This window comes from Nocardioides sp. BE266 (assembly GCF_031457855.1).
Lineage (GTDB): Bacteria > Actinomycetota > Actinomycetes > Propionibacteriales > Nocardioidaceae > Nocardioides.
On record NZ_JAURTI010000002.1, the window covers coordinates 215,203 to 234,974 of the forward strand.

At 70.8% G+C, this 19,772-nt stretch carries 19 protein-coding genes; 9 read left to right on the forward strand and 10 right to left on the reverse strand.

Annotation, left to right across the window (positions count from 1 at the left end; genetic code table 11):
- The first annotated feature begins 21 nt into the window (after positions 1-21).
- On the forward strand, positions 22-798 hold the full coding sequence (locus J2X46_RS05385) for a hypothetical protein (RefSeq protein ID WP_310247816.1): 777 nt from the start codon (positions 22-24) through the stop codon (positions 796-798).
- Between the two features lie 90 nt (positions 799-888).
- On the forward strand, positions 889-1,182 hold the full coding sequence (locus tag J2X46_RS05390; RefSeq protein ID WP_310247818.1) for a DUF2516 family protein: 294 nt from the start codon (positions 889-891) through the stop codon (positions 1,180-1,182).
- Between the two features lie 133 nt (positions 1,183-1,315).
- On the opposite strand, the gene J2X46_RS05395 is transcribed toward J2X46_RS05390, so the two are convergent.
- The 3 genes from J2X46_RS05395 to J2X46_RS05405 are packed head-to-tail and all read right to left on the reverse strand — an operon-like array spanning position 1,316 to position 5,608.
- Complete coding sequence (locus tag J2X46_RS05395; RefSeq protein WP_310247820.1) at positions 1,316-2,734, reverse strand: bifunctional dTDP-4-dehydrorhamnose 3,5-epimerase family protein/NAD(P)-dependent oxidoreductase; 1,419 nt, start codon at positions 2,732-2,734, stop codon at positions 1,316-1,318.
- The gene (rfbB, locus tag J2X46_RS05400) at positions 2,734-3,732 is read right to left on the reverse strand and encodes a dTDP-glucose 4,6-dehydratase (RefSeq protein ID WP_310247823.1); all 999 of its coding nucleotides are present in this window, start codon (positions 3,730-3,732) and stop codon (positions 2,734-2,736) included. Before rfbB ends, J2X46_RS05395 begins: the two co-directional genes overlap by 1 nt.
- Before the next feature lie 25 nt (positions 3,733-3,757).
- Positions 3,758-5,608 (reverse strand): DUF4012 domain-containing protein, encoded by a 1,851-nt coding sequence (locus J2X46_RS05405; RefSeq protein ID WP_310247825.1) that lies wholly within the window; start codon positions 5,606-5,608, stop codon positions 3,758-3,760.
- Positions 5,609-5,706: 98 nt separating this feature from the next.
- Between J2X46_RS05405 and rfbA the strand changes: the two genes are divergently transcribed.
- Positions 5,707-6,573 carry a glucose-1-phosphate thymidylyltransferase RfbA gene (rfbA, locus tag J2X46_RS05410; protein ID WP_310247826.1) on the forward strand — a complete coding sequence of 289 codons (867 nt, stop codon included), beginning with the start codon at positions 5,707-5,709 and terminating at the stop codon, positions 6,571-6,573.
- Between the two features lie 135 nt (positions 6,574-6,708).
- Here rfbA and J2X46_RS05415 read toward each other — a convergent pair whose 3' ends face one another.
- Positions 6,709-7,647 (reverse strand): GDP-mannose 4,6-dehydratase, encoded by a 939-nt coding sequence (locus J2X46_RS05415; protein WP_310247830.1) that lies wholly within the window; start codon positions 7,645-7,647, stop codon positions 6,709-6,711.
- Positions 7,644-8,624, reverse strand: a complete 981-nt coding sequence (gene gmd, locus J2X46_RS05420) for a GDP-mannose 4,6-dehydratase (protein WP_310247832.1) — start codon at positions 8,622-8,624, stop codon at positions 7,644-7,646. Before gmd ends, J2X46_RS05415 begins: the two co-directional genes overlap by 4 nt.
- A 42-nt stretch (positions 8,625-8,666) precedes the next feature.
- Between gmd and galE the strand changes: the two genes are divergently transcribed.
- The 3 genes from galE to J2X46_RS05435 all read left to right on the forward strand — a co-directional run bounded on the left by galE (position 8,667) and on the right by J2X46_RS05435 (position 11,494).
- On the forward strand, positions 8,667-9,680 hold the full coding sequence (galE, locus tag J2X46_RS05425; RefSeq protein ID WP_310247834.1) for a UDP-glucose 4-epimerase GalE: 1,014 nt from the start codon (positions 8,667-8,669) through the stop codon (positions 9,678-9,680).
- Entirely contained in the window at positions 9,680-10,483 is an 804-nt protein-coding gene (locus tag J2X46_RS05430; protein WP_310247837.1) for an N-acetylmuramoyl-L-alanine amidase, read from the forward strand. The genes galE and J2X46_RS05430 overlap by 1 nt, the downstream gene beginning before the upstream one ends.
- Before the next feature lie 138 nt (positions 10,484-10,621).
- Positions 10,622-11,494 (forward strand): hypothetical protein, encoded by an 873-nt coding sequence (locus J2X46_RS05435; RefSeq protein ID WP_310247839.1) that lies wholly within the window; start codon positions 10,622-10,624, stop codon positions 11,492-11,494.
- 45 nt (positions 11,495-11,539) lie between these two features.
- Here J2X46_RS05435 and J2X46_RS05440 read toward each other — a convergent pair whose 3' ends face one another.
- On the reverse strand, positions 11,540-12,442 hold the full coding sequence (locus J2X46_RS05440; RefSeq protein WP_310247842.1) for a dihydropteroate synthase: 903 nt from the start codon (positions 12,440-12,442) through the stop codon (positions 11,540-11,542).
- Positions 12,443-12,459: 17 nt separating this feature from the next.
- Here J2X46_RS05440 and J2X46_RS05445 point away from each other — a divergent pair, with 17 nt between their 5' ends.
- Positions 12,460-13,155 (forward strand): dihydrofolate reductase family protein, encoded by a 696-nt coding sequence (locus tag J2X46_RS05445; RefSeq protein ID WP_310247843.1) that lies wholly within the window; start codon positions 12,460-12,462, stop codon positions 13,153-13,155.
- Here the strand turns inward: J2X46_RS05445 and J2X46_RS05450 are convergent.
- Positions 13,140-15,083 (reverse strand): hypothetical protein, encoded by a 1,944-nt coding sequence (locus J2X46_RS05450; RefSeq protein ID WP_310247845.1) that lies wholly within the window; start codon positions 15,081-15,083, stop codon positions 13,140-13,142. The genes J2X46_RS05445 and J2X46_RS05450 overlap by 16 nt on opposite strands.
- A 374-nt stretch (positions 15,084-15,457) precedes the next feature.
- Complete coding sequence (locus J2X46_RS05455; protein WP_310247847.1) at positions 15,458-15,988, reverse strand: type 1 glutamine amidotransferase domain-containing protein; 531 nt, start codon at positions 15,986-15,988, stop codon at positions 15,458-15,460.
- Positions 15,989-16,082: 94 nt separating this feature from the next.
- On the opposite strand from J2X46_RS05455, the gene npdG reads away from it, so the two are divergent.
- Positions 16,083-16,760, forward strand: a complete 678-nt coding sequence (gene npdG, locus J2X46_RS05460) for an NADPH-dependent F420 reductase (RefSeq protein WP_310247849.1) — start codon at positions 16,083-16,085, stop codon at positions 16,758-16,760.
- 9 nt (positions 16,761-16,769) lie between these two features.
- Here npdG and J2X46_RS05465 read toward each other — a convergent pair whose 3' ends face one another.
- Positions 16,770-17,930: an acyl-CoA dehydrogenase family protein gene (locus J2X46_RS05465; protein WP_310247852.1), complete on the reverse strand. Its 1,161-nt coding sequence runs from the start codon at positions 17,928-17,930 to the stop codon at positions 16,770-16,772.
- A gap of 112 nt (positions 17,931-18,042) precedes the next feature.
- Between J2X46_RS05465 and J2X46_RS05470 the strand changes: the two genes are divergently transcribed.
- Positions 18,043-18,681 (forward strand): hypothetical protein, encoded by a 639-nt coding sequence (locus J2X46_RS05470; RefSeq protein WP_310247854.1) that lies wholly within the window; start codon positions 18,043-18,045, stop codon positions 18,679-18,681.
- Between the two features lie 15 nt (positions 18,682-18,696).
- Here J2X46_RS05470 and J2X46_RS05475 read toward each other — a convergent pair whose 3' ends face one another.
- Positions 18,697-19,758: a hypothetical protein gene (locus tag J2X46_RS05475; protein WP_310247855.1), complete on the reverse strand. Its 1,062-nt coding sequence runs from the start codon at positions 19,756-19,758 to the stop codon at positions 18,697-18,699.
- Positions 19,759-19,772: the final 14 nt, after the last annotated feature.

The window sequence follows — 19,772 nt, forward strand, 5'->3', positions numbered from 1 at the left end:
CACCCACAGAAGGAGAAGGACATGGCCACCGCCAAGTTCGACATCAAGACCGAAGCCCTGAAGCCCGTGCTGGCCTACGTCGGTGTCACCGACCTCGCCGTCGAGGTCGTCCGCGACGCCGTCGCCGACGTGCAGAAGCGCGTCGCGGCCGTGCAGAAGGATGTCACCGCCCGCGTGGCCGACGTCCAGAAGACTGCGACCGCCCGCGTCGCGGACGTCCAGAAGAGCGCCACCAAGACCGCTGCCGACCCGAAGGCGCTGCGCGACCAGGCCGTCACCGTCGTCTCGGCCCGCGTCGACGCCCTCGCCAAGGACGCCCAGGCCCGCCGTACGGCCATCGAGGCCCGCGTAGCCGAGCTCCAGGCCGAGGCCAAGGCCTACCCCGCCAAGGTCTCCACGCTGGTCGACGAGAACGTCGCCGCCGCCAACGCGACCTACGCCGACCTGGTCAAGCGCGGCGAGTCGCTCGTCGGCCGCATCCGCCGCCAGGAGTCCACCAAGGCCACCGTGACCTCTGCCAAGACCACTGTCACCAAGGCGAAGACCACCGCGACCCAGGCCAAGAAGGCCGTCGAGGCCGAGACCACGGCCACCAAGAAGGTCGAGACCGCCAAGAAGACCGCCAAGAAGGCCCCGGCGAAGAAGGCCGCCGCCAAGAAGGCGCCCGCCCGCAAGGCCCCGGCCAAGAAGACGGCCATCGCCCAGAGCAGCGCCAAGGCCACCGCCACCGCCGCCAAGAAGACCGCGTCCAACGCGGTCCAGGCCGTCACCGACGCCGCCGAGAAGGTCGGCGACTGAAGAGACGACGAGCAGCTGATGCTGTTCTGAGCACGAAGGGCCCCCGTCGACCTGACGGGGGCCCTTCTCGCTGTCACCTACTCTGGTGCCGTGGACATCTACGCCTTCCAGAGCACGACCTGGCTCGTCGTGCTGGTGGTGCTGCTCGCGGTCAAGGGCTTCGCGTTCGTCAACGCCCTCACCTACTCCGTCGAGGCCTACAACGCCGCCGGCAAGCTCACCAAGCAGGCATGGTGCGCGATCACCGGCCTCGGGTTCGCCGCCCAGCTGATCCTCATCAGCTCCTCGCCGCTCGGGATCATCCACCTCGTCTTCACCATCGCCGCGCTCGTCTACATCGCCGACGTCCGCCCTGCGCTCGCCGAGGTCACGTCACCGCGTTGAGCGACACCGCCGCTGGTTGAGCAGCGAGCGAAGCGAGCGTGTCGAAACCAAGGTCCTTGGTTTCGACACGGGCGCGGGGCGCCCTGCTCAACCGGCGGTGGCGCGGGGCGCCCTGCTCAACCAGCGGACAGGGTCAGGAGAGGTAGCGGTCGAGGGCGGCGATCGCGTCCTCGGGCTCGAAGCCGGTGGCGCGGATCTTCTCCAGCGACATCGCCGAGTTGAGGGGGCGCGGGGCGAAGGGGTTGCCCTGCGCGAGCACCCCCTCGGCGTACGCCGACGTGCTGGTGCCGGATACGTCGTCGCCGCTGCGCCCGGAGCGCTCGAAGACGGCCTGGGCGATCTCCCGCCAGGACATCGCCGGGCCGCCGTTGGAGACGTTGTAGGTGCCGTAGGCGGCGCCCGAGTCGAGCAGGTGGCCGATCGCGCGGACCAGCTCGCCGGTGAAGGTGAGCCGTCCGACCTGGTCGTCGACGACGCTGGGGGAGACGCCCTTCTCGGCGAGCGACTGCATGGTGCGCACGAAGTTCTTGCCCTCGCCGATCACCCAGGAGGTGCGCAGGAGGTAGTGGCGCGGGGCCAGGCCGACGGCGAGGTCGCCCGCGGCCTTGGACTGGGCGTAGACGCCGAGCGGCGAGAGCGGCTCGTCCTCGGTGTGGCCGGGGTCGAGCGGGGCGGTGCCGTCGAAGACGTACTCGGAGGAGACGTGGACGAGCGTGAAGCCGTGTTCGCGGGCCAGGCGGGCGAGGGTGGCCGGACCCGTGCCGTTGGCGGCCCACGCAGCGACGCGGCCCTCGGTGGTCTCGGCGGCGTCGACGGCGGTGTAGGCCGCGGCGTTGAGCACGACGGCGTACTCGTGCCAGGGCCAGGCGGCGACGGCAGCCGCGTCGGTGAGGTCGAGGGCGGTGACCCCCTCGCCGTCGAAGAGGTCGACGCGGTCGGCGTCGGGGTGGGCGGTGTGCAGGGCACGACCGAGCTGGCCGAGGGCTCCGACGATGAGCGTCTTCTTCGGCTTCATCGGCACGACGTCGCCCAGGCGCGGGTTGTTGTGGTCCTTCTCGGAGATCTCCGCCTCGTCGAGCGGGATCGGCCACGCGATGGCTGCGGACTCGTCGGCGAGGTGGAGGGCGGGGTAGCTCACGCCCGGGCGCCAGTGGTCGTTGACGAGGTAGGTGTAGGCGGTGCCGTCCTCGAGGGCCTGGTAGGAGTTGCCCACGCCGCGCGGCACGAAGACCGCGATCGACGGGTCGACCTCGATCGAGAACGTCGTGCCGAAGCTCTCGCCCTCCCGCATGTCGACCCACGCGCCGAAGATCCGCCCGGTGGCCAGCGAGATGTACTTGTCCCACGGCTCGGTGTGGATGCCACGCGTGGCACCGCGGGAGGCGTTGAAGGAGATGTTGTTCTGCACCGGGCCGAAGTCGGGCAGCCCGAGGGCGACCATCTTCTCCCGCTGCCAGTTCTCCTTGAACCAGCCGCGCGCGTCGCCGTGCAGGGGCATCCGTACGACGAGCAGGCCCGGGATCGGGGTCGTCTCGACGGTCAGATCGGCCATCACTGGCCCTTCTGCGCGTACTTCGCCTCGGTCGCGTCCTTGTGGGGGCGCCACCAGTCCTCGTGCTGCTGGTACCACGCGATGGTGTTGGCCAGGCCGGACTCGAAGTCCTGGAATTGCGGCTGCCAGCCGAGCTCGTGGCGCAGCTTGCCCGACTCGATGGCGTAGCGCAGGTCGTGGCCGGCGCGGTCGGTGACGTGGTCGAAGGCGTCCTCGGGCTGGCCCATCAGCTTGAGGATCAGCCGGACGACCTCGAGGTTGTTCTTCTCGCCGTCGGCGCCGATCAGGTAGGTCTCGCCGATGCGGCCCTTCTCCAGGATCGTGAGCACGGCGGAGGAGTGGTCGTCGGCGTGGATCCAGTCGCGGACGTTCTCGCCGGAGCCGTAGAGCTTGGGGCGGATGCCGTCGATGACGTTGGTGATCTGGCGGGGGATGAACTTCTCGATGTGCTGCCAGGGGCCGTAGTTGTTCGAGCAGTTCGACACCGTCGCACGGACGCCGAAGCTGCGGACCCACGCGCGGACGAGGTGGTCGGAGCCGGCCTTGGACGCGGAGTAGGGGGAGGACGGGTTGTAGGGGGTGTCCTCGGTGAAGCGCTTGGGGTCGTCGAGCTCGAGGTCGCCATAGACCTCGTCGGTCGAGACGTGGTGGAGGCGCTTGTCGTGCTTCCGCACGGCCTCGAGGATCGTGTAGGTCCCCAGGATGTTGGTCTTGATGAACGGGCTCGGGTCGTTGAGCGAGTTGTCGTTGTGCGACTCCGCTGCGTAGTGGACGACCGCGTCGTGCGCCGCGACCAGCGGGTCGACGGTGTCCTCGTCGGCGATGTCGCCGACGACGAGCTGCACCCGGTCCTCGGGGAGCCCGGCCAACGCCTCCTTGCTCGCGGCGTAGGTGAGCTTGTCGAGCACGGTGACCTCGAGGTCGGTGTGCTCCATGAGGTGGTGCACGAAGTTCGACCCGATGAACCCCGCGCCCCCGGTCACAAGAAGGCGTTCCATGGCCCGGAGTCTAGGGGCCGGTGGCTCAGCCCGCCGAGCCGGTGATGCTGAAGCTCGGCTGGGTGACCAGTCCCGGGTTGTCGTACGACGCCACGCCGCGGCCCGACCGGGTCCAGCCGTCGGGCAGGTCGGCGACGTCGTACCCCCTCGGCCAGTGCACGGTGACCTGGAGCGACTGCGGGACGACCATGCCCTGCGGGGTGGCGTCGAGGTGGTAGACCAGCGTGCCGTCGTCGGAGGCGACCGCGGCGGCAGGGACGTCGTACTCGAGGAGGCCCTCGCGCGTCTCGCCGGGCGGCAGCACCAGGCGCAGCAGCTTGTAGGGGCGGCCGTAGTAGTCGAACGTGTCGATGCCGAGACCCTTGCCGGCAGCGCTCGCGCTGCGGATCTTCGCGCCATCGGGCAGGAAGACCCCGACGGTCATGCCGTTCCAGCGGGTGAAGTACGTGCCACCGCGCGGGTCGCCGAACGGCTGGAGGTAGGGCGGCGAGTCGTTGTGCACGGTGATCTTCATGCTGACCCGGGCCGAGCCGTCCTTGCGCAGCCGTACGTCGCTCGTCACGGAGCGCTTCTGCCAGTAGTCGGACTTGCTGACGTTGGTGTTCTGGTTGAAGACCGCGACGTAGTCGTGCTCGGTGTCGGAGAGGTCGCCGGACAGCCCGATGTCGGCCAGTGGAGCCTGCACGTCGGGGTCACGCATGTAGATGGCGAAGTGGCGGGCGCGGGCGGAGTCGCGCAGGGACTGCACCTTCTCCAGGCCGTTGCCCGACCCGAGGACGCGGTCGGTGAAGATCGGGATCATCGCCCGGTTGAGCTCCTTGCGCTCCTCGTTGGAGGAGAAGGAGTCGTAGTCGCCGATCAGCTTCTCGGTGAAGCCGGCACCGTCGAGGGTGCCGTAGTAGGGCACCTCGACCGGCCCGGTGATGTCGAGCAGGCTTCCCAGGGCGGGGACGTCGACAGCGATCAGACCGTCGAGGTCCTGGCCGCGCTTGCGCTCCCACCCGCGCAAGAGCTCCTCGCCGGAGACGGACCAGTCAGGGGCGTAGGTGGACGTCGAGAGTCGCAGCTTGCCGTTGTGGAAGGGGTTGCCCTCCACCTTGTCCCACCGGCCGACGCGGTAGAGGTCGGGGTCGGTGGCGTCCTGCGCCTCGCCGACGGTGACCCGTCCGTCGACGACGTCGATGACCGCCAGGGTCAGGGGCGCGCCGCCGGAGAAGCGCTGCTCCGAGGGGTTGAGCAGGGAGAGCAGGTAGGACTTCTTGCCGTCGGCGGCGAACAGGTCGGGGAGCGCGTCGGCGAGCGGCTTGAAGCGTCGCGCGTTGGAGGCCAGCGGGTCGACGATCTCGGCCGCGTCGTCGCGCGCGTCGGCCACGCGGGTGCCGACCCCGATCGCGGAGTCATGAACCTCGGTGAGCTCGAGCTGGGCCGTGTCGAGGCTGGCGCTGGCGTCGGACACGCCGCGCACCACCGTGGTCAGCGTGGGGACGTCGACCGACCCGTCGCGGAACAAGGTCGCCTTCTTGCCGTCGACCAGGGGCCACGTCTCGACGCCGATCTCGGCGACCGACGTGAGCTCGTCGAGCGCGTTGCCCATGTGGCGTACGTCGGCCACGGGCCGCCCCACGAAGGGGATCAGGCTCCAGACGTCGCCACCGATGCCCTGCACGGCGCCCTGCACCTCGTCGGCGTGGCGCCGCGCGTTCGCGACGTGCTCCTCCGCCAGGTCGAAGTCCTTCGCAGTGAGGGCAGTCCTGGCCGCCTCGAGCTCGGCCTTGGCGTTCTCCGCCGCGGCGGGGGCCTTGCGGAACGGGAGGGCCAGCAGACCGAGGACGACGAGCAGGAGGAACAGGCCGCAGGCGATCATCCAGGGTCGCACGGTGCGATGGGACGACGAGCGGCGGCGAGAAGGCATGTGCTTGATGGTCTCAAACGCACCCGAACACCGATAAATCGTCGGACCCCTAGGGTGGGCCCATGCGCGGAATCATCCTGGCCGGCGGCACCGGCTCTCGCCTGCACCCGATCACCCAGGGCATCAGCAAGCAGCTGGTCCCGGTCTACGACAAGCCGATGATCTACTACCCGCTCTCCACGCTGATGCTCGCGGGGATCCGGGACGTCCTCATCATCACCACGCCCCACGAGGCCGACGGCTTCCACCGGCTGCTCGGTGACGGCTCGCAGTTCGGCATCAACCTCACCTTCGCGGTGCAGCCGAGCCCCGACGGCCTCGCGCAGGCGTTCATCATCGGCGCCGACCACATCGGCGAGGACCGGGCCGCCCTCGTGCTCGGCGACAACATCTTCTACGGCTCCGGCCTCGGCCAGCAGCTGCTGCGGTTCAAGGACCTCGACGGTGCCGCCGTCTTCGGCTACCACGTCGCCGACCCCCGTGCGTACGGCGTCGTGGAGTTCGACGACGCCGGTCGCGCCCTCTCGCTGGAGGAGAAGCCGGAGAACCCGAAGAGCGACTTCGCGGTGCCCGGGCTCTACTTCTACGACAACGACGTGGTGCAGTACGCCGCCGAGCTGGAGCCGTCGGCGCGGGGCGAGCTCGAGATCACCGACCTCAACCGGCGCTACCTCGAGGAGGGCCGCCTCCACGTCGAGGTCCTCCCGCGCGGCACGGCCTGGCTCGACACCGGCACCTTCGACTCCCTCAACGACGCCTCGAACTTCGTGCGCACCATCGAGGGCCGGCAGGGCTTCAAGGTCGGCGCGCCCGAGGAGGTCGCCTGGCGGATGGGCTTCCTCACCGACGACGAGCTCGCCGCCCGCGCCGAGCCGCTGCGCAAGAGCGGCTACGGGGAGTACCTCCTCAGCCTGCTCACGCACGGCTGAGCGGTTGCTGCGCGACCGCCTCAATCAGGTGGTCGAGTGCCGAGCGAGGAACGAGCGAGGTGTATCGAGACCTCCCCGGATGACAGGTGGGTCTCGATATGCCCGCTCGCTGGCGCTCGCGGGCTACTCGACCACCTAGGTGAGGAGGTCGGCGGCCACCATCCGGGCCACGATCTCCTCGAACGCCACGGTGGGCTCCCAGCCCAGCACGTCGCGGGCCTTGCTGGCGTCGCCGACCAGCTCGGTCGGGTCGGCGGGGCGGAAGAACGCCGGGTCGCTGCGGACCAGCGGCTCCCAGTCGGTGATGCCGGCGGCCGCGAATGCAGCGGCCACGAAGTCGCGCACCGAGTGTGCGCGACCGGTCGCGACGACGTAGTCGGACGGCTCGTCGGCACGCGCGGCGCGGACCATCGCGTCGACGTAGTCCGGCGCCCAGCCCCAGTCGCGGCGCGCGTCGAGGTTGCCGAGCACCAGCTCGTCGGCGTCACCGCGCGCGATCGCAGCGGCGGTGGAGGTGATCTTGCGCGTCACGAACCGCTCGGCCCGCCGCGGCGACTCATGGTTGTAGAGGATCACGCTCGAGACGTGCAGGTCGCGCTGGCGCAACACGTGCGCCGAGAGGTGCGCGAAGGCCTTGGCCGCGCCGTAGGGGTTGACCGGGCGGATGGCGGTGTCCTCGGTCTGCGGTGACTCGCCCGGCTCGCCGAAGATCTCCGCGCTCGACGCCTGCACGACGCGTACGCCGCCCACCTGGCGCGCCGACTCCATCAGTGCGACCGCCGCCTGACCGTTCACGTGGGCCGTGCGGTCGGGCTCGTCCCACGACTGGGCGACCGAGCTGACGGCCGCGAGGTTGTAGACCTCCTGCGGGGAGATCTCGTGCACCAGCCGGCGGGTCGCCTCGAGGTCGCCGAGGTCGCCGGTGTGCAGCACCGCCTCGTCGGGGCAGTGCTGGGGGTGACCATCGGAGGAGTAGACGAGGGCATGGACCTCCACGCCCTCGCCGACGAGACGCTCTGCGAGGTAGGTGCCGTCCTGACCGCCGATGCCCGTGATGAAGGCGCGAGCGGTCACCAGCCGGCCTTGACCGCCGCGATGTCGCTGTCGACCATCATCGCGACGAGCTCGGCGAAGGAGACCGTCGGCGTCCAGCCGAGCTTGTCCTTGGCCTTCGAGGCGTCGCCGATGAGCAGCTCGACCTCGGCGGGGCGCATGAAGCGCGGGTCCTGGGTGACGTGCTTGGACCAGTCCTCGATGCCGACGTGCGTGAAGGCGAGGTCGAGGAAGTCGCGGATCGACCAGGTCTCGCCGGTGGCGATGACGTAGTCGTCGGCCTCGTCCTGCTGGAGCATCCGCCACATCGCCTCGACGTAGTCGCCGGCGAAGCCCCAGTCGCGACGGGCGTCGAGGTTGCCGAGGGCCATCGAGTCCTGCTGGCCGAGGTGGATGCGGGCCACGGCCTGGCTGATCTTGCGGGTCACGAACTCCGGCCCGCGGCGCGGCGACTCGTGGTTGAACAGGATGCCCGACGAGGCGTGCATGCCGTAGGACTCGCGGTAGTTGATCGTCATGTAGTGGCCGTAGACCTTGCTCACGCCATAGGGCGAGCGCGGCCAGAGCAGGGTGCTCTCCGACTGGGGCACCTCCTGCACCTTGCCGAACATCTCCGAGCTCGACGCCTGGTAGAAGCGGATGCGCGACGGGTCGTCGCCGGCGTGGAGGCGTACGGCCTCGAGCATGTTGAGCACGCCCATGCCGGTCACGTCGCTGGTGACGAAGGCGTTCTCCCACGAGTAGGCCACGAAGGAGATCGCGCCGAGGTTGTAGACCTCGTCGGGATCGGTGTCGCGCATCGCCCGCATCAGGCTGGACAGGTCGGTGAGGTCACCGTTGTGCAGCGTGACGTCCGGGACGACCTTGTGGACGAGCTCGCGGCGCGGGTTGTTCTGGCCGCGGATCAGCCCGTGGACGTCGTACCCCTTCTCGAGCAGCAGCTCGGCGAGGTAGAGGCCGTCCTGGCCGGTGATTCCCGTGATGAGTGCGGTAGGCATGCGCGCATTCTGTCAGGGGAGGCCATCGTTAGGGTGAGGCGCATGAAGATCCTCGTCAGCGGCGGCGCCGGCTACATCGGCTCGCACACCGTCATCCAGCTCGTCGCGGCCGGCCACGACGTGGTCATCGTCGACGACTTCAGCAACGCCCACCCGACCGTGCTGGGACGGATGGAGTCGCTGACCGGTACGGCGCTGCCGACGCACTCGTTCGACCTGTGCGACTACGACAAGACCGAGCACCTCTTCGCCGCCGAGGACTTCGACGCGGTCATCCACTTCGCCGGCTTCAAGGCCGTCGGCGAGAGCGTGGAGAAGCCGCTGGACTACTACGAGAACAACCTCGGCTCCACCTTCTCGCTGGTCCGCGCGATGCAGAAGAACGGCGTCGACAAGCTGGTCTTCTCCTCCAGCGCCACGGTCTACGGCACCGACCAGGCCGGCGCGACCGAGGACCGCCGCACGTTCGCGACGAACCCCTACGGCTGGACCAAGGTGATGCAGGAGCAGATCCTCAACGACGTCGCCGTCGCCGCTCCCGACATGCGCTTCGCGCTGCTGCGCTATTTCAACCCCGTCGGCGCACACGCGTCGGGCACGATCGGCGAGGACCCGTCCGGCACGCCCAACAACCTGATGCCCTTCATCGCCCAGGTCGCCGTCGGCAAGCGCGACAAGCTCATGGTGTTCGGCGACGACTACGACACCGTCGACGGCACCGGCGTGCGCGACTACATCCACGTCGAGGACCTCGCCGCCGGCCACGTCGCCGCCCTCGAGGCGCTCGCCACCACCGACAAGAGCGTGAACGTGTGGAACCTCGGCTCCGGCCAGGGCACCAGCGTGCTCCAGCTGCTCAAGGCCTTCGAGCGGGCCGTCGGCCGCGAGATCCCCTACGAGGTCGTCGCCCGGCGCCCCGGCGACGTCGCGGTGTCCTACGCCGACCCCTCGAAGGCCAACGCCGAGCTCGGCTGGAGCACCCAGAAGTCGGTCGACGACATGTGCGCCGACACCTGGCGCTGGCAGTCGCAGAACCCGCACGGATACGCGGGCTGATGCTCCGGCGCGCGGTCGTCCTGCTCCTCGCACTTGTGGTGGGCCTTGGTTTCGACACGCTCGCTGCGCTCGCTGCTCAACCGGCGGATCCGCTGGTTGAGCAGGGCGAGGGACGAGCCCGTGTCGAGACCAAGGAGCCCCTCTCCGGCCGCACGATCGTGATCGACCCCGGCCACCAGCTCGGCAACCACAACTACCCCGCGCAGATCAACCGCCCGGTGCCGGCCGGCGGCTTCACCAAGCCCTGCAACACCACCGGCACCGCGACCAACGGCGGCTATCCCGAGGCGACCTTCGCCTGGCAGGTCTCCCGGCTGGTGGCGAAGCGGCTGCGCGACCTCGGCGCCACCGTCCGGCTCACCCGCCACAGCAACCGCCAGGACCGCTGGGGGCCGTGCGTCGACGCGCGCGGCCGGGCCGGCAACGCCATCGACGCCGACCTGAAGCTCTCCATCCACGCCGACGGGTCGTACGCCGCCGGCGCCCGCGGCTTCCACGTCATCGTGCCGCCCGACCGGGCTCCGTGGACCGACGACATCGCCGCCCCCTCGATGCGGCTCGCCAGGGCCGTGAGGTCCGGCCTCCAGGGCGCGGACTTCGTGGTGGCGAACTACATCGCCGGTGGTGACGGGCTCGACGTCCGCTCCGACCTCGGAACGCTCAACCTGTCCGACGTACCCACCGCGATGGTCGAGCTGGGCAACATGCGCAGCGCCGCCGAGGCGCGGGTGATGACCTCCCCGAAGGGCCGCGCGCGCTACGCCCGCGGCCTGGTCGCCGGGGTGCGCGACTTCCTCGGCTGAGGCCCGACACCATGCAGGCAGTTGGTCGGCCGAGCGGTTCGGCCCAGCGTGCGCGGGGTCGCGCAAGGCTCCAACTGCCTGCAGGGTGCCTGTGGAGGGAGCGAGCGAACCGGGACCGGGTGGTGCCAGCCTGACGTCGTGGACCCAGTCGACGCGCTTCGTGAGCTGGGCGGCGTGGCGCCGTTCGGTGAGCTCGTCGTGCTGACGACTCGGGCACAGATTGCGGCTGCGATGGCGGAGGGCCGGATCCGCAAGCCCCGCCACAACAGGTACTGCCTGGCGGACGCGGAAGCCACGATGCGAGCCGTGGCCCGCACGGGAGGCACGGCCTCGCACCTCAGCGCCGCGCAGGAGTTCGGCTGGAAGCTGAAGCACGACCCGGTCAGGCCGTGCATCACGCTCCCACGGAGCGCGCGCAAACCCGCGGGCGCCTACGAGCTGCACTGGGCCGACCTGTCCGACCGTGAGCGCCGCCGCAACGTCACCTCGCGCACGCGCACGGTGATCGACTGTGCACGGGCGTACGAGTTCGACGTGGCCCTGTCCGTGGCCGACTCCGCACTGCGTGAAGGCATCGTCGACCGCGACGACCTCCTCGTCGCCGCCGCCCGAAGCCCCCGGACCGGCCGCGCCAAGGCAGTTCGTGTGGCGCAGACGGCCACGCACCTGCGGGCCAATCCGTTCGAGTCCTGCCTCCATGCGATCGCGATGACAGTGCTCGGTCTGACGGCGATCCCGCAGGGGGAGGTGCCCGGAGTGGGACGGGTCGACCTCCTCGATCGCACCCTCGGCATCGTCATCGAGGCCGAGTCCCTCGAGCACCACTGGACCAAGGCGGGGCTGCAACGCGACGTGGACCGCTACACGAAGGCGGCCCGACTCGGACTGGTCGTCCTGAGGTTCACGTGGGCGGACGTCATGTTCTCGCCTCACCAGGTCGCAGCGGCCATCGAGGACGTCGTCCGCTGGCGCATGAAGCAGGCAGTTGGCCGCCACGCACTGGTCGCCTGAGCGTGCGCACATGCTCGGAGCAAACGAACTGCCTGCAGGGTGTGGTCAGCGGACCGCGAGCAGCTCGAGCGCGTGGAGGACCGCGCGGAGGTGGGCGACCTCGTGAGTGCGGATCAGGTGGGTGCCGCCGAGGGCGGCGAAGACGCCGTAGAAGCCCTCGGCCTTGCGGAACTCGTCGCTGAAGAGGTCGTAGGAGTGCGGCACCGCGTTGCAGACCGGCACGCCGAGCTCGCGGAGCCGGAAGACCTGGGCCAGCACCCGGGTCTGGTGGCGTGCGCGGGTGGGCGGGTCGACGAGGTTGCCGTAGTAGAAGCCCATCCCGGGGTCGATCACCACCTGCTGCACGCCGAGCTCGCGGGCGTGGGCGATGCGGGGCGCGAAGTGGTCGAGCAGCACCGGGACCGGGTCGGCGTCGGGCGGCACGTCGGCGATCTCGCGGACGTTGGCGGTCTCGCCGAAGCACATCACGACAGCGGCGTCGTACTCGGCGGCGAGCGCGAGCATCTCGTCCTCGTGCTCACGGCCCGTCATGTTGAGGATGCGGGCGCCGGCCTCGAGACAGGCGTGCACGACGCTCGGCTCGTAGGTCTCGACGGAGACGATCGCCTCCTCGGCGAGGCCCTTCACGGCCGGCACGAGGGTGGCGATCTGGTCGTCAGCGGTGACGCGGGCGGCGCGCGCGTTGCTGGACTCAGCGCCCAGGTCGATGACCGCCGCCCCTTGCGCGGCCTGGATCCGGCCCATCCGGACGGCGTCGTCGGGGCTGATGGCCACGCTTTCGCGGTAGGTCGAGTCGCGCGAGAGGTTCACGCAGCCCATCAGCGTGACCGGGCCGTCGCCGATCCGCACCTGGCCCTTGGGGCCGTCGAGCACCACGGGCACGATCGGGTTGGCCCACGCATCGCCATGGGCGTTCTGGAGGGCGGCCAGGTCGGCGAGGGTGATCACGGTGCAACAGTAGGGGCGTGACCCACAGGGACCTCGAGCTGCAGCGCCTGGCCGACCTCACCGACGACGACCTGGCCCGGATCTACGCACCCCACGGGCAGCCGTGGCTGCGGGTGAACTTCGTCAGCACCGTCGACGGCGCCGCCACCGGCTCCGACGGCCTGAGCGGGTCGATCAACAACGCGGCCGACAAGCGGGTCTTCGACGCCCTGCGCGAGCGCGCCGACTGCCTCGTCGTCGGGGCGGGCACCCTCCGCGCGGAGGAGTACGACGTACCGCGACTGCCGCTGGTCGTGGTGAGCCGATCGGCCGACGTGCCGCCGACGCTGCGCGACGCCCCGCGCGGACGGGTCCTGATGGCCACGATCGGGTCTGCCGACGGGCTCGAGGCGGCGCGCGAGTCGCTGGGTGACGACCACGTGCTCGTGCTCGGGGACGACGAGATCGACTTGGCCGCCCTCAAGCAGGCGCTCGCCGAGCGCGGGTGGACCGAGCAGCTGTGCGAGGGCGGGCCCTCGCTGTTCGCCGACCTGCTGGCCGCGGGTGTCGTCGACGAGCTGTGCCTGACCATCGTGCCGATGCTGGCCGGCGGTGACGCGCCGCGCATCACGACCGGTGCCGAGGTCGACGCCCGGCTGCGTCCCGCCCTGCTGCTGGAGCAGGACGGGACGCTGCTGGGGCGCTGGCTGGTCGAGCCTCAGCCGGCCGGGTAGTCGACCAGGAAGCTCGGCACGCCGGGCGCGGAGCTGTCCACTCGCGCGCCGGTGTCGTTGACGACGTGCTCGATGCTTCCGGCGTCGAGGTTGACCGTCATGACGTGGTGGAGCCGTACGCCGGCCCGGTCGGGGACCTCGAAGCCGCTCTCGGTGGTGATGGACGGGTCGTTGCGGTTGAAGACGTAGACCCCTCCTCCGAAGAGCTGGTGGCTCCGCACCCGGTCGCCGACCTTGTAGCCGGGCCAGCCGAGCGTGCCGTCCGGCTGGGTCCAGTCGGCCTGCGTGGGCGGGTCGTAGGGCAGCTCGTTCTGGTAGAGCACGACGTGACCGTCCTCGCCGTTCCAGACGGTGTTGTAGGTCTGGAAGTGCTCGACGAAGAGGCCGGTCGCCCGCACCCGGTCGCCGTTCACGACCAGCCCGACCCGGCCGGTGTTGGTGCGCCAGCGGTCGGTGTCACCGCTGGCCCCGGCCGTGAAGCCCTCGACGCCGTGATCGGCGCGCCAGACCCAGATGTGGTCGATCAGCACGTCGTCGGCGTCGATGACCAGCGCGGTCTGGGTGCGGCCGACGTGCGGCCCGCCGACGCGGAAGTAGACGTCGTTGAGCGTCGTGCTCGGCGTGCTCGAGGAGCCGTGCCGGTCGGAGCGGCCGCGCCAGTGGTGCCCGTGGCCCCTCTGGCCCTCGAGGTGCATCAGCGAGCGCGAGAGACCGGTGCCGGCGTCGATCGTGACGCCGGCGATGATCACGCCGCTCGCCTTGCCGTCCACGACGATCGGGGTCGAGCCGCCCACCGCGGTGAGCGTTGCCTGGCCCATGCCCAGCACCACCGTGTCGCTGCGCCTGATCTCCAGGCTGCGGTCGACGTCGTACACACCCGGGGTGAGGAGGAGGTGCTTGCCGCGGGCGAGCGCGGTGGCGAGCACGCGGGCCGGCTGGTCGGGGCTGGCGACGTGGAAGGTGGACAGCGGCAGGTCGCGACCGGTGTCGGCGCCCACGGTCCAGTCCGGGCCGCGCGAGCCGTTTCGGGCCGCCGGCACGTGGACCTTCCACGCGCCCGAGCCGTCGATGAAGAGGAAGGGCTTCTCGCGGCTGACCGGGGTGGTGTCGAGGGTCGTGTAGGTCTCGGTCGGGAAGTTGGCCTCGGAGGGTGCGCCGATCGTGCCGGCGAAGACCTGGTTCCAGACGCCGTTCGACCACGAGGCGACGTCGCTGTTGCGGGTCAGCCACTGCTGCTGCGAGCCGTTGATGATCGTGCCGGCGCGCGAGTCGGCGAGGAAGCCGCCACTGGCGTACTGCGGACCCGCGGTGCAGTAGTCCATCAGCGAGAGGTTGCCGTTGCGGATGTCGACGCGGCGCAGCGCGGACGCCTGCGAGGCCGCCCAGAAGTTCGCGGAGCCGCGGCAGCCGTCCTGGCCGGTGCCGTTGACGTTGATCGTCAGGTTGAACATCGAGCGCCAGAAGTTGTTGAGCGCCACGCAGTAGGGCTGGGTGGGGCCGTCGGTCAGGCAGCGGTTGTAGACCTCGACCTTGCCGTTGATCACGGTGTCGGACGGGGAGGCGCCGAGACCGGCGACCTCGGTGTAGTAGCCGACCTTGATCTGCAGCGGGTCGGCGTCGGTGCCGTAGGTGCCGGGCTTGAAGAGCAGGCTCCAGCGCTCCGACGACATCTCGGCGTCGACCTGCTGGGTCCAGATCGACTCCGCGCGCGCCTCGATGTCGGCGACGGGCATCGAGGGGTCAAAGACGACCACGCGGTCGCCGAGGCTCGGCGCGGTGGCCGGCGGCTTGGGCTTGGACCCGTGCCGGGCGTCCGGTGCGCCGGCGGTGGCGGTGCCGGCGAGCTGGAGTGGCGCGAGGCCGACGACGACCAGGGCGAGGGCGGAGATCGCAGTACGCCATGGCGTACGACGCGGGGGACGAGGCATGGAGTTCCTTCCGAGTGAGAGCGCTTCCACCCGGGAGTGTGCCGCAGAAGTGTGACCTACGCCACACCTGCTTCCAGCCCGTGGTCGGGGTAGTCCAGTGGCGAGTGGTTGGTCCGGCGGCTTGCCTGCAGCCACTCGCCACTGGACTACCCGGTTTCAGCCAGCCGAGGGACGGCGGTGGTCCACCGACATTCCGCGGGCCAGAAATGTGGGTGGACCACCGCCCGCCGGCGCGGCGTCGTACGACGCGCGCATGGGCGGTGGCCGACCGACATTCCGCGGGCCAGAAATGTGGGTGGACCACCGCCCGCCCGAGCGACACGACCGGGACTCGGCCTTGAGTCTCTGGGGGACTCAAGGGCAAGTAGGGCCGGTCAGTCGGTGCCGACGGCGTCCAGGAGGGCCGCGTTGAAGGCAGGGAGGTCGTCGGGGTTGCGGCTGGTGATCAGGTTGCCGTCGACGACGACCTCCTCGTCGACCCACTCGCCACCACCGTTGCGGATGTCGGTCTGGAGGCTCGGCCAGCTGGTGAGCCGGCGACCCCGGACACTCCCGGCCTCGACCAGGGTCCACGGGGCGTGGCAGATCGCGGCGACCGGCTTGCCGGAGTCGACGAAGGCGCGGACGAAGCCCACGGCCGCCTCGTCGAGGCGCAGGGCGTCGGGGTTGGCGACGCCGCCGGGGAGGACCAGGGCGTCGTAGTCGTCGGGTGAGGCGTTGGCGACGAGGCGGTCGACCTGCTGGGTCGTGGACTTGTCGAGGTGCTGGAACAGCTGGACCTCGCCGTCCTCGAGCGACAGCAGCTCCACGGTGTGACCCGCGTCGGCGGCGGCCTGCCACGGCTGGGTGAGCTCGACCTCCTCGATGCCCTCGTTGGCGGTCAGGAATGCGATGCGCTTGGTCATGTAGACCACGCTCGCTCGCTGATCACGGCCGGACAACGCACCAACGGGTGGTCTGGCTCCGAGGGGTGTGCGGGCCTTCGCTAGCGTCGGCGGCATGACTGACCACGCCCACGGGCCCGACCTCGCGTCCCTGACCATCGCCGTCCTCGGTGGCACCGGACCCCAGGGTCGTGGCCTGGCCCGGCGCTTCGCAGCGGCCGGGCTGGACGTCGTGCTCGGGTCGCGCGACGCGCTGCGCGCGCAGGACACGGCGGCGACCCTCGCCGACGCGGGCCGGGTGCGCGGTGCCACCAACGCAGACGCGGCGACCGCCGGCGACATCGTGCTCGTCGTGGTGCCGTGGGACGGGCACGCGGAGCTGCTCGAGTCGCTGAAGGGCGAGCTCGCCGGCAAGGTCGTCGTCGACTGCGTGAACCCCCTCGGCTTCGACAAGCAGGGCCCCTACGCGCTGCTCGTCGAGGAGGGCTCGGCCACGCAGCAAGCGGCGGCGATCCTCACCGGGTCGCGCGTGGTGGGCGCCTTCCACAACGTCAGCGCCGTGTTGCTTGAGGACCCGGAGGTCGAGCGGATCGACACCGACGTGCTGGTCCTCGGCGACGACCGCGAGGCCACCGACCTCGTCCAGGCGCTGGCCGACGTCGTACCCGGCATGCGGGGGATGTACGGCGGCCGCCTCCGCAACGCGCACCAGGTCGAGGCCCTGACCGCCAACCTGATCGCCATCAACCGGCGCTACAAGGCACACGCCGGCGTCCGGGTCACGGACGTCTGACCGACCGGGCTAGCCGATCGCGCCGTTGTTGTCCTTCGCCAGCGAGCGGGAGATGACCATCCGCTGGATCTGGTTGGTCCCCTCGAAGATCTGCATGACCTTCGCCTCGCGCATGTAGCGCTCGACGGGGAAGTCGCGGGTGTAGCCGTAGCCGCCGAGGACCTGGACGGCGTCGGTGGTGACCTTCATGGCGTTGTCGGTGGCCACCAGCTTGGCGATCGAGGCCTCGCGGGAGAACGGCAGCCCGGCGTCACGCAGGCGGGCGGCGTGCAGCACGGTCGCGCGGGCGGAGACGACGGCGGCCTCCATGTCGGCCAGCACGAACGCCAGGCCCTGGTGGTCGATGATCGCCTTGCCGAAGGTCTCGCGCTCGGAGGCGTAGGCGACCGCGGAGTCGAGGGCGCCCTGGGCGAGGCCGGTCGCGACGGCGGCGATGCCGAGGCGGCCCGAGTCGAGGCCGGCCAGCGCGATCTTCAGGCCGTCGCCCTCCGCACCGAGGCGGCGCTCGACGGGGACGCGGACGTTGTCGAATCGCATCGTCGCCGTCGCCGAGCCGGTGAGGCCCATCTTGCGCTCCGGCGGGTCGGCGCTGAGCCCCTCCGACGAGGCCGGGACGAGGAAGCAGGAGATCCCGTTGCGATCGTCCGAGGTGCGGGCCATCACCTTGTAGAAGTCGGCGTGGCCGCCGTGCGTGGTCCACGCCTTGGCCCCGTTGATGACGTACGTGTCCCCGTCGAGGCGCGCCGTGGTCTTCATCGCGGCCGGGTCCGAGCCGGCGTGCGGCTCGGACAGGCAGTAGGCCCCGAGCAGGTCGCCGCCGAGCATGTCGGGCAGCCAGTCGGCCTTCTGCTCCTCGGTGCCGAAGTAGGCCAGCCCGAAGCAGGAGAGCGCGTGCACGGACACGCCGACGCCGACCGAGGACCACACGGCGCCGATCTCCTCGAGCACCTGGAGGTAGACCTCGTAGGGCTGCTCACCGCCACCGAACTCCTCCGGGTAGGGCAGCGACAGCAGGCCGGCCTGGCCGAGCATCGCGAAGACGTCGCGCGGGAAGGTCTCCGTGGCCTCCGCCTCCGCCGACCGGGGCGCGAGCTCCTTGGTGGCGATCTCGCGGGTGAGGGCGAGCAGGTCGCGGGCCTCGTCGGTCGGGAGCTGGCGTCGAGCGGTCATGGAGCGCACGCTACCGGCGTAGTCCGCGGGGGATCGGCGGGGTAGCCCGTTGGGGTCACTGGGGGGCCATGGGGAGTGGGGGAGGGCCCGTCGGCGCCTACCGTGGCGCCTCGTGGGTGCTGGGTGGTTGCCGTGGTCGACGGCGTCGTTGGCGAGCGGGGCCGTCCTGCTCGTGCTCGGCGCGCTGTCGATGCCGCCGACCGCCGAGGTCGGGCAGCTGATCGAGTCGGTCACCCACCAGGACGACGCCTGGCTGATGGCGGCGGTCTCCTTCTTCCTCGCCTCGGTCGGCCTGACCATGGGGCTGCCTGCCTTCCTCTGGCTCTTCCCGCGCCGGCACCAGGCGTCCGGCCTGGTCGGCCTCTGGATCTGGGCGCTCGGGATCATCGGCATGGCCGGTGTGGCGGCCCTCCTCGTCCTCTTCCGCGCCGTGGTGCGCATCGTGGGCCTGACGGCTGCGCAGTCGGAGGCGCTCAGCCACGACCCGGCGCTGCGGATCGGGGTCCTCTGCCTGTTCGGTGCGTTCTACCTCGGCGAGCTCGTCGTCGCGCTCGTCCTGCTGCGCGGCCGCGCCGTCCCGCTGTGGGTGCCCGGAGCGCTGGTTCTCCACGTCGTCTTCGCACCGCTCAACCACCTCCTGCCCGCGAACCTGCAGGGGCTGCAGACGATCGTGCTCGGCGTGGCGCTGATGGGCGTCGCGGTCCGCGCCACCGAGACCTGGGCCGGATCGCGGCCGATGTCGCCTCTCTGAAGGACCGCCGAGGGGTCAGGCCGGCGGCCGGACCAGGCCCTGGTCGGCGAGCACGCCGAGCGCATCAGCCACCAGCTCGGCGGCCTGAGGGTGCGCGCCCCACGCGGCGGTGACCTCGGCGACGAGCTCGTCCTCGGTGCGCGGCTCCCCGAGGTCGAGCCAGAGGGCCACCCCGAGGCCGCCGAGCACCTGGACGCGGTCACCGACCATGACGACCAGCTCGTCGTCGTACTCCACCGCGTCCTTCCACGGCGTGCGGGTCCAGCGGCCCTCGACCGCCGCTGCATCGCGGCCGTCGAAGGGGTGGTTGAGGCGCGCGGGCGGCTCCTGCGCCTCGCTGTCGAGCAGGTCGACGACCTCGTCGACCCGGTCGGCGAACTCGCGGTAGTGCAGGCCCCACGCCCCGCCACAGGCGTCGATGACGTCGGCGAGGCGGCGGATGGGCTGGTCGACGTGGACCAGCGACGAGCTCTGCTCGACGATCTCCACGATCGCGCGGGCGGCGGTGAGCGGCACCATCCCGGAGTCGTCGGCGCCGCGGTGCAGCACCACGAGCCGGTGGAGGTACGACGACGCAGGTGGCCGCAGCAGGCCCAGGTCGTCGGGCGAGACGGAGTCCTTCGCGGGCGAGACCACCGGGTCGATGACCACGGACAGTGGCTTGGGGTGGGGGTGCACCACGAGCGAGTCGTCGAGCGAGACAGTCTCGTCGGAGAGGTAGCCCAGGCGCCCGGCGAGCATCCCGATGGCGGTCGTCTTGCCGGACCCCGAGGGCCCGACCAGGGCGATCGCGCGTCCCTCCTCGTCGGCCACCGCGCCCGCGTGCAGGTTGATCCGCTGCCCGGCGGTGGCGTCGAGGGCCGCGAGAGTCACGCGCGTGGTGATGGCGTAGTCGAACGCCGCGTCGTCGTCCGACTCGTCGCGGGTGACGTCGACGCTGGTGGTCGGCGGACGCTCGGTGAGCGCGCGGCTCCACTGGCGCCGCAGCCGGTCGATCGCCTCGCCGGTGACCGGGATCCCGACGGCCACGCCGAGGGCCTCGACCACGACGTCGGGTGTCGTCGTCTCGGTGCTCACGGCCCCAACTCTAG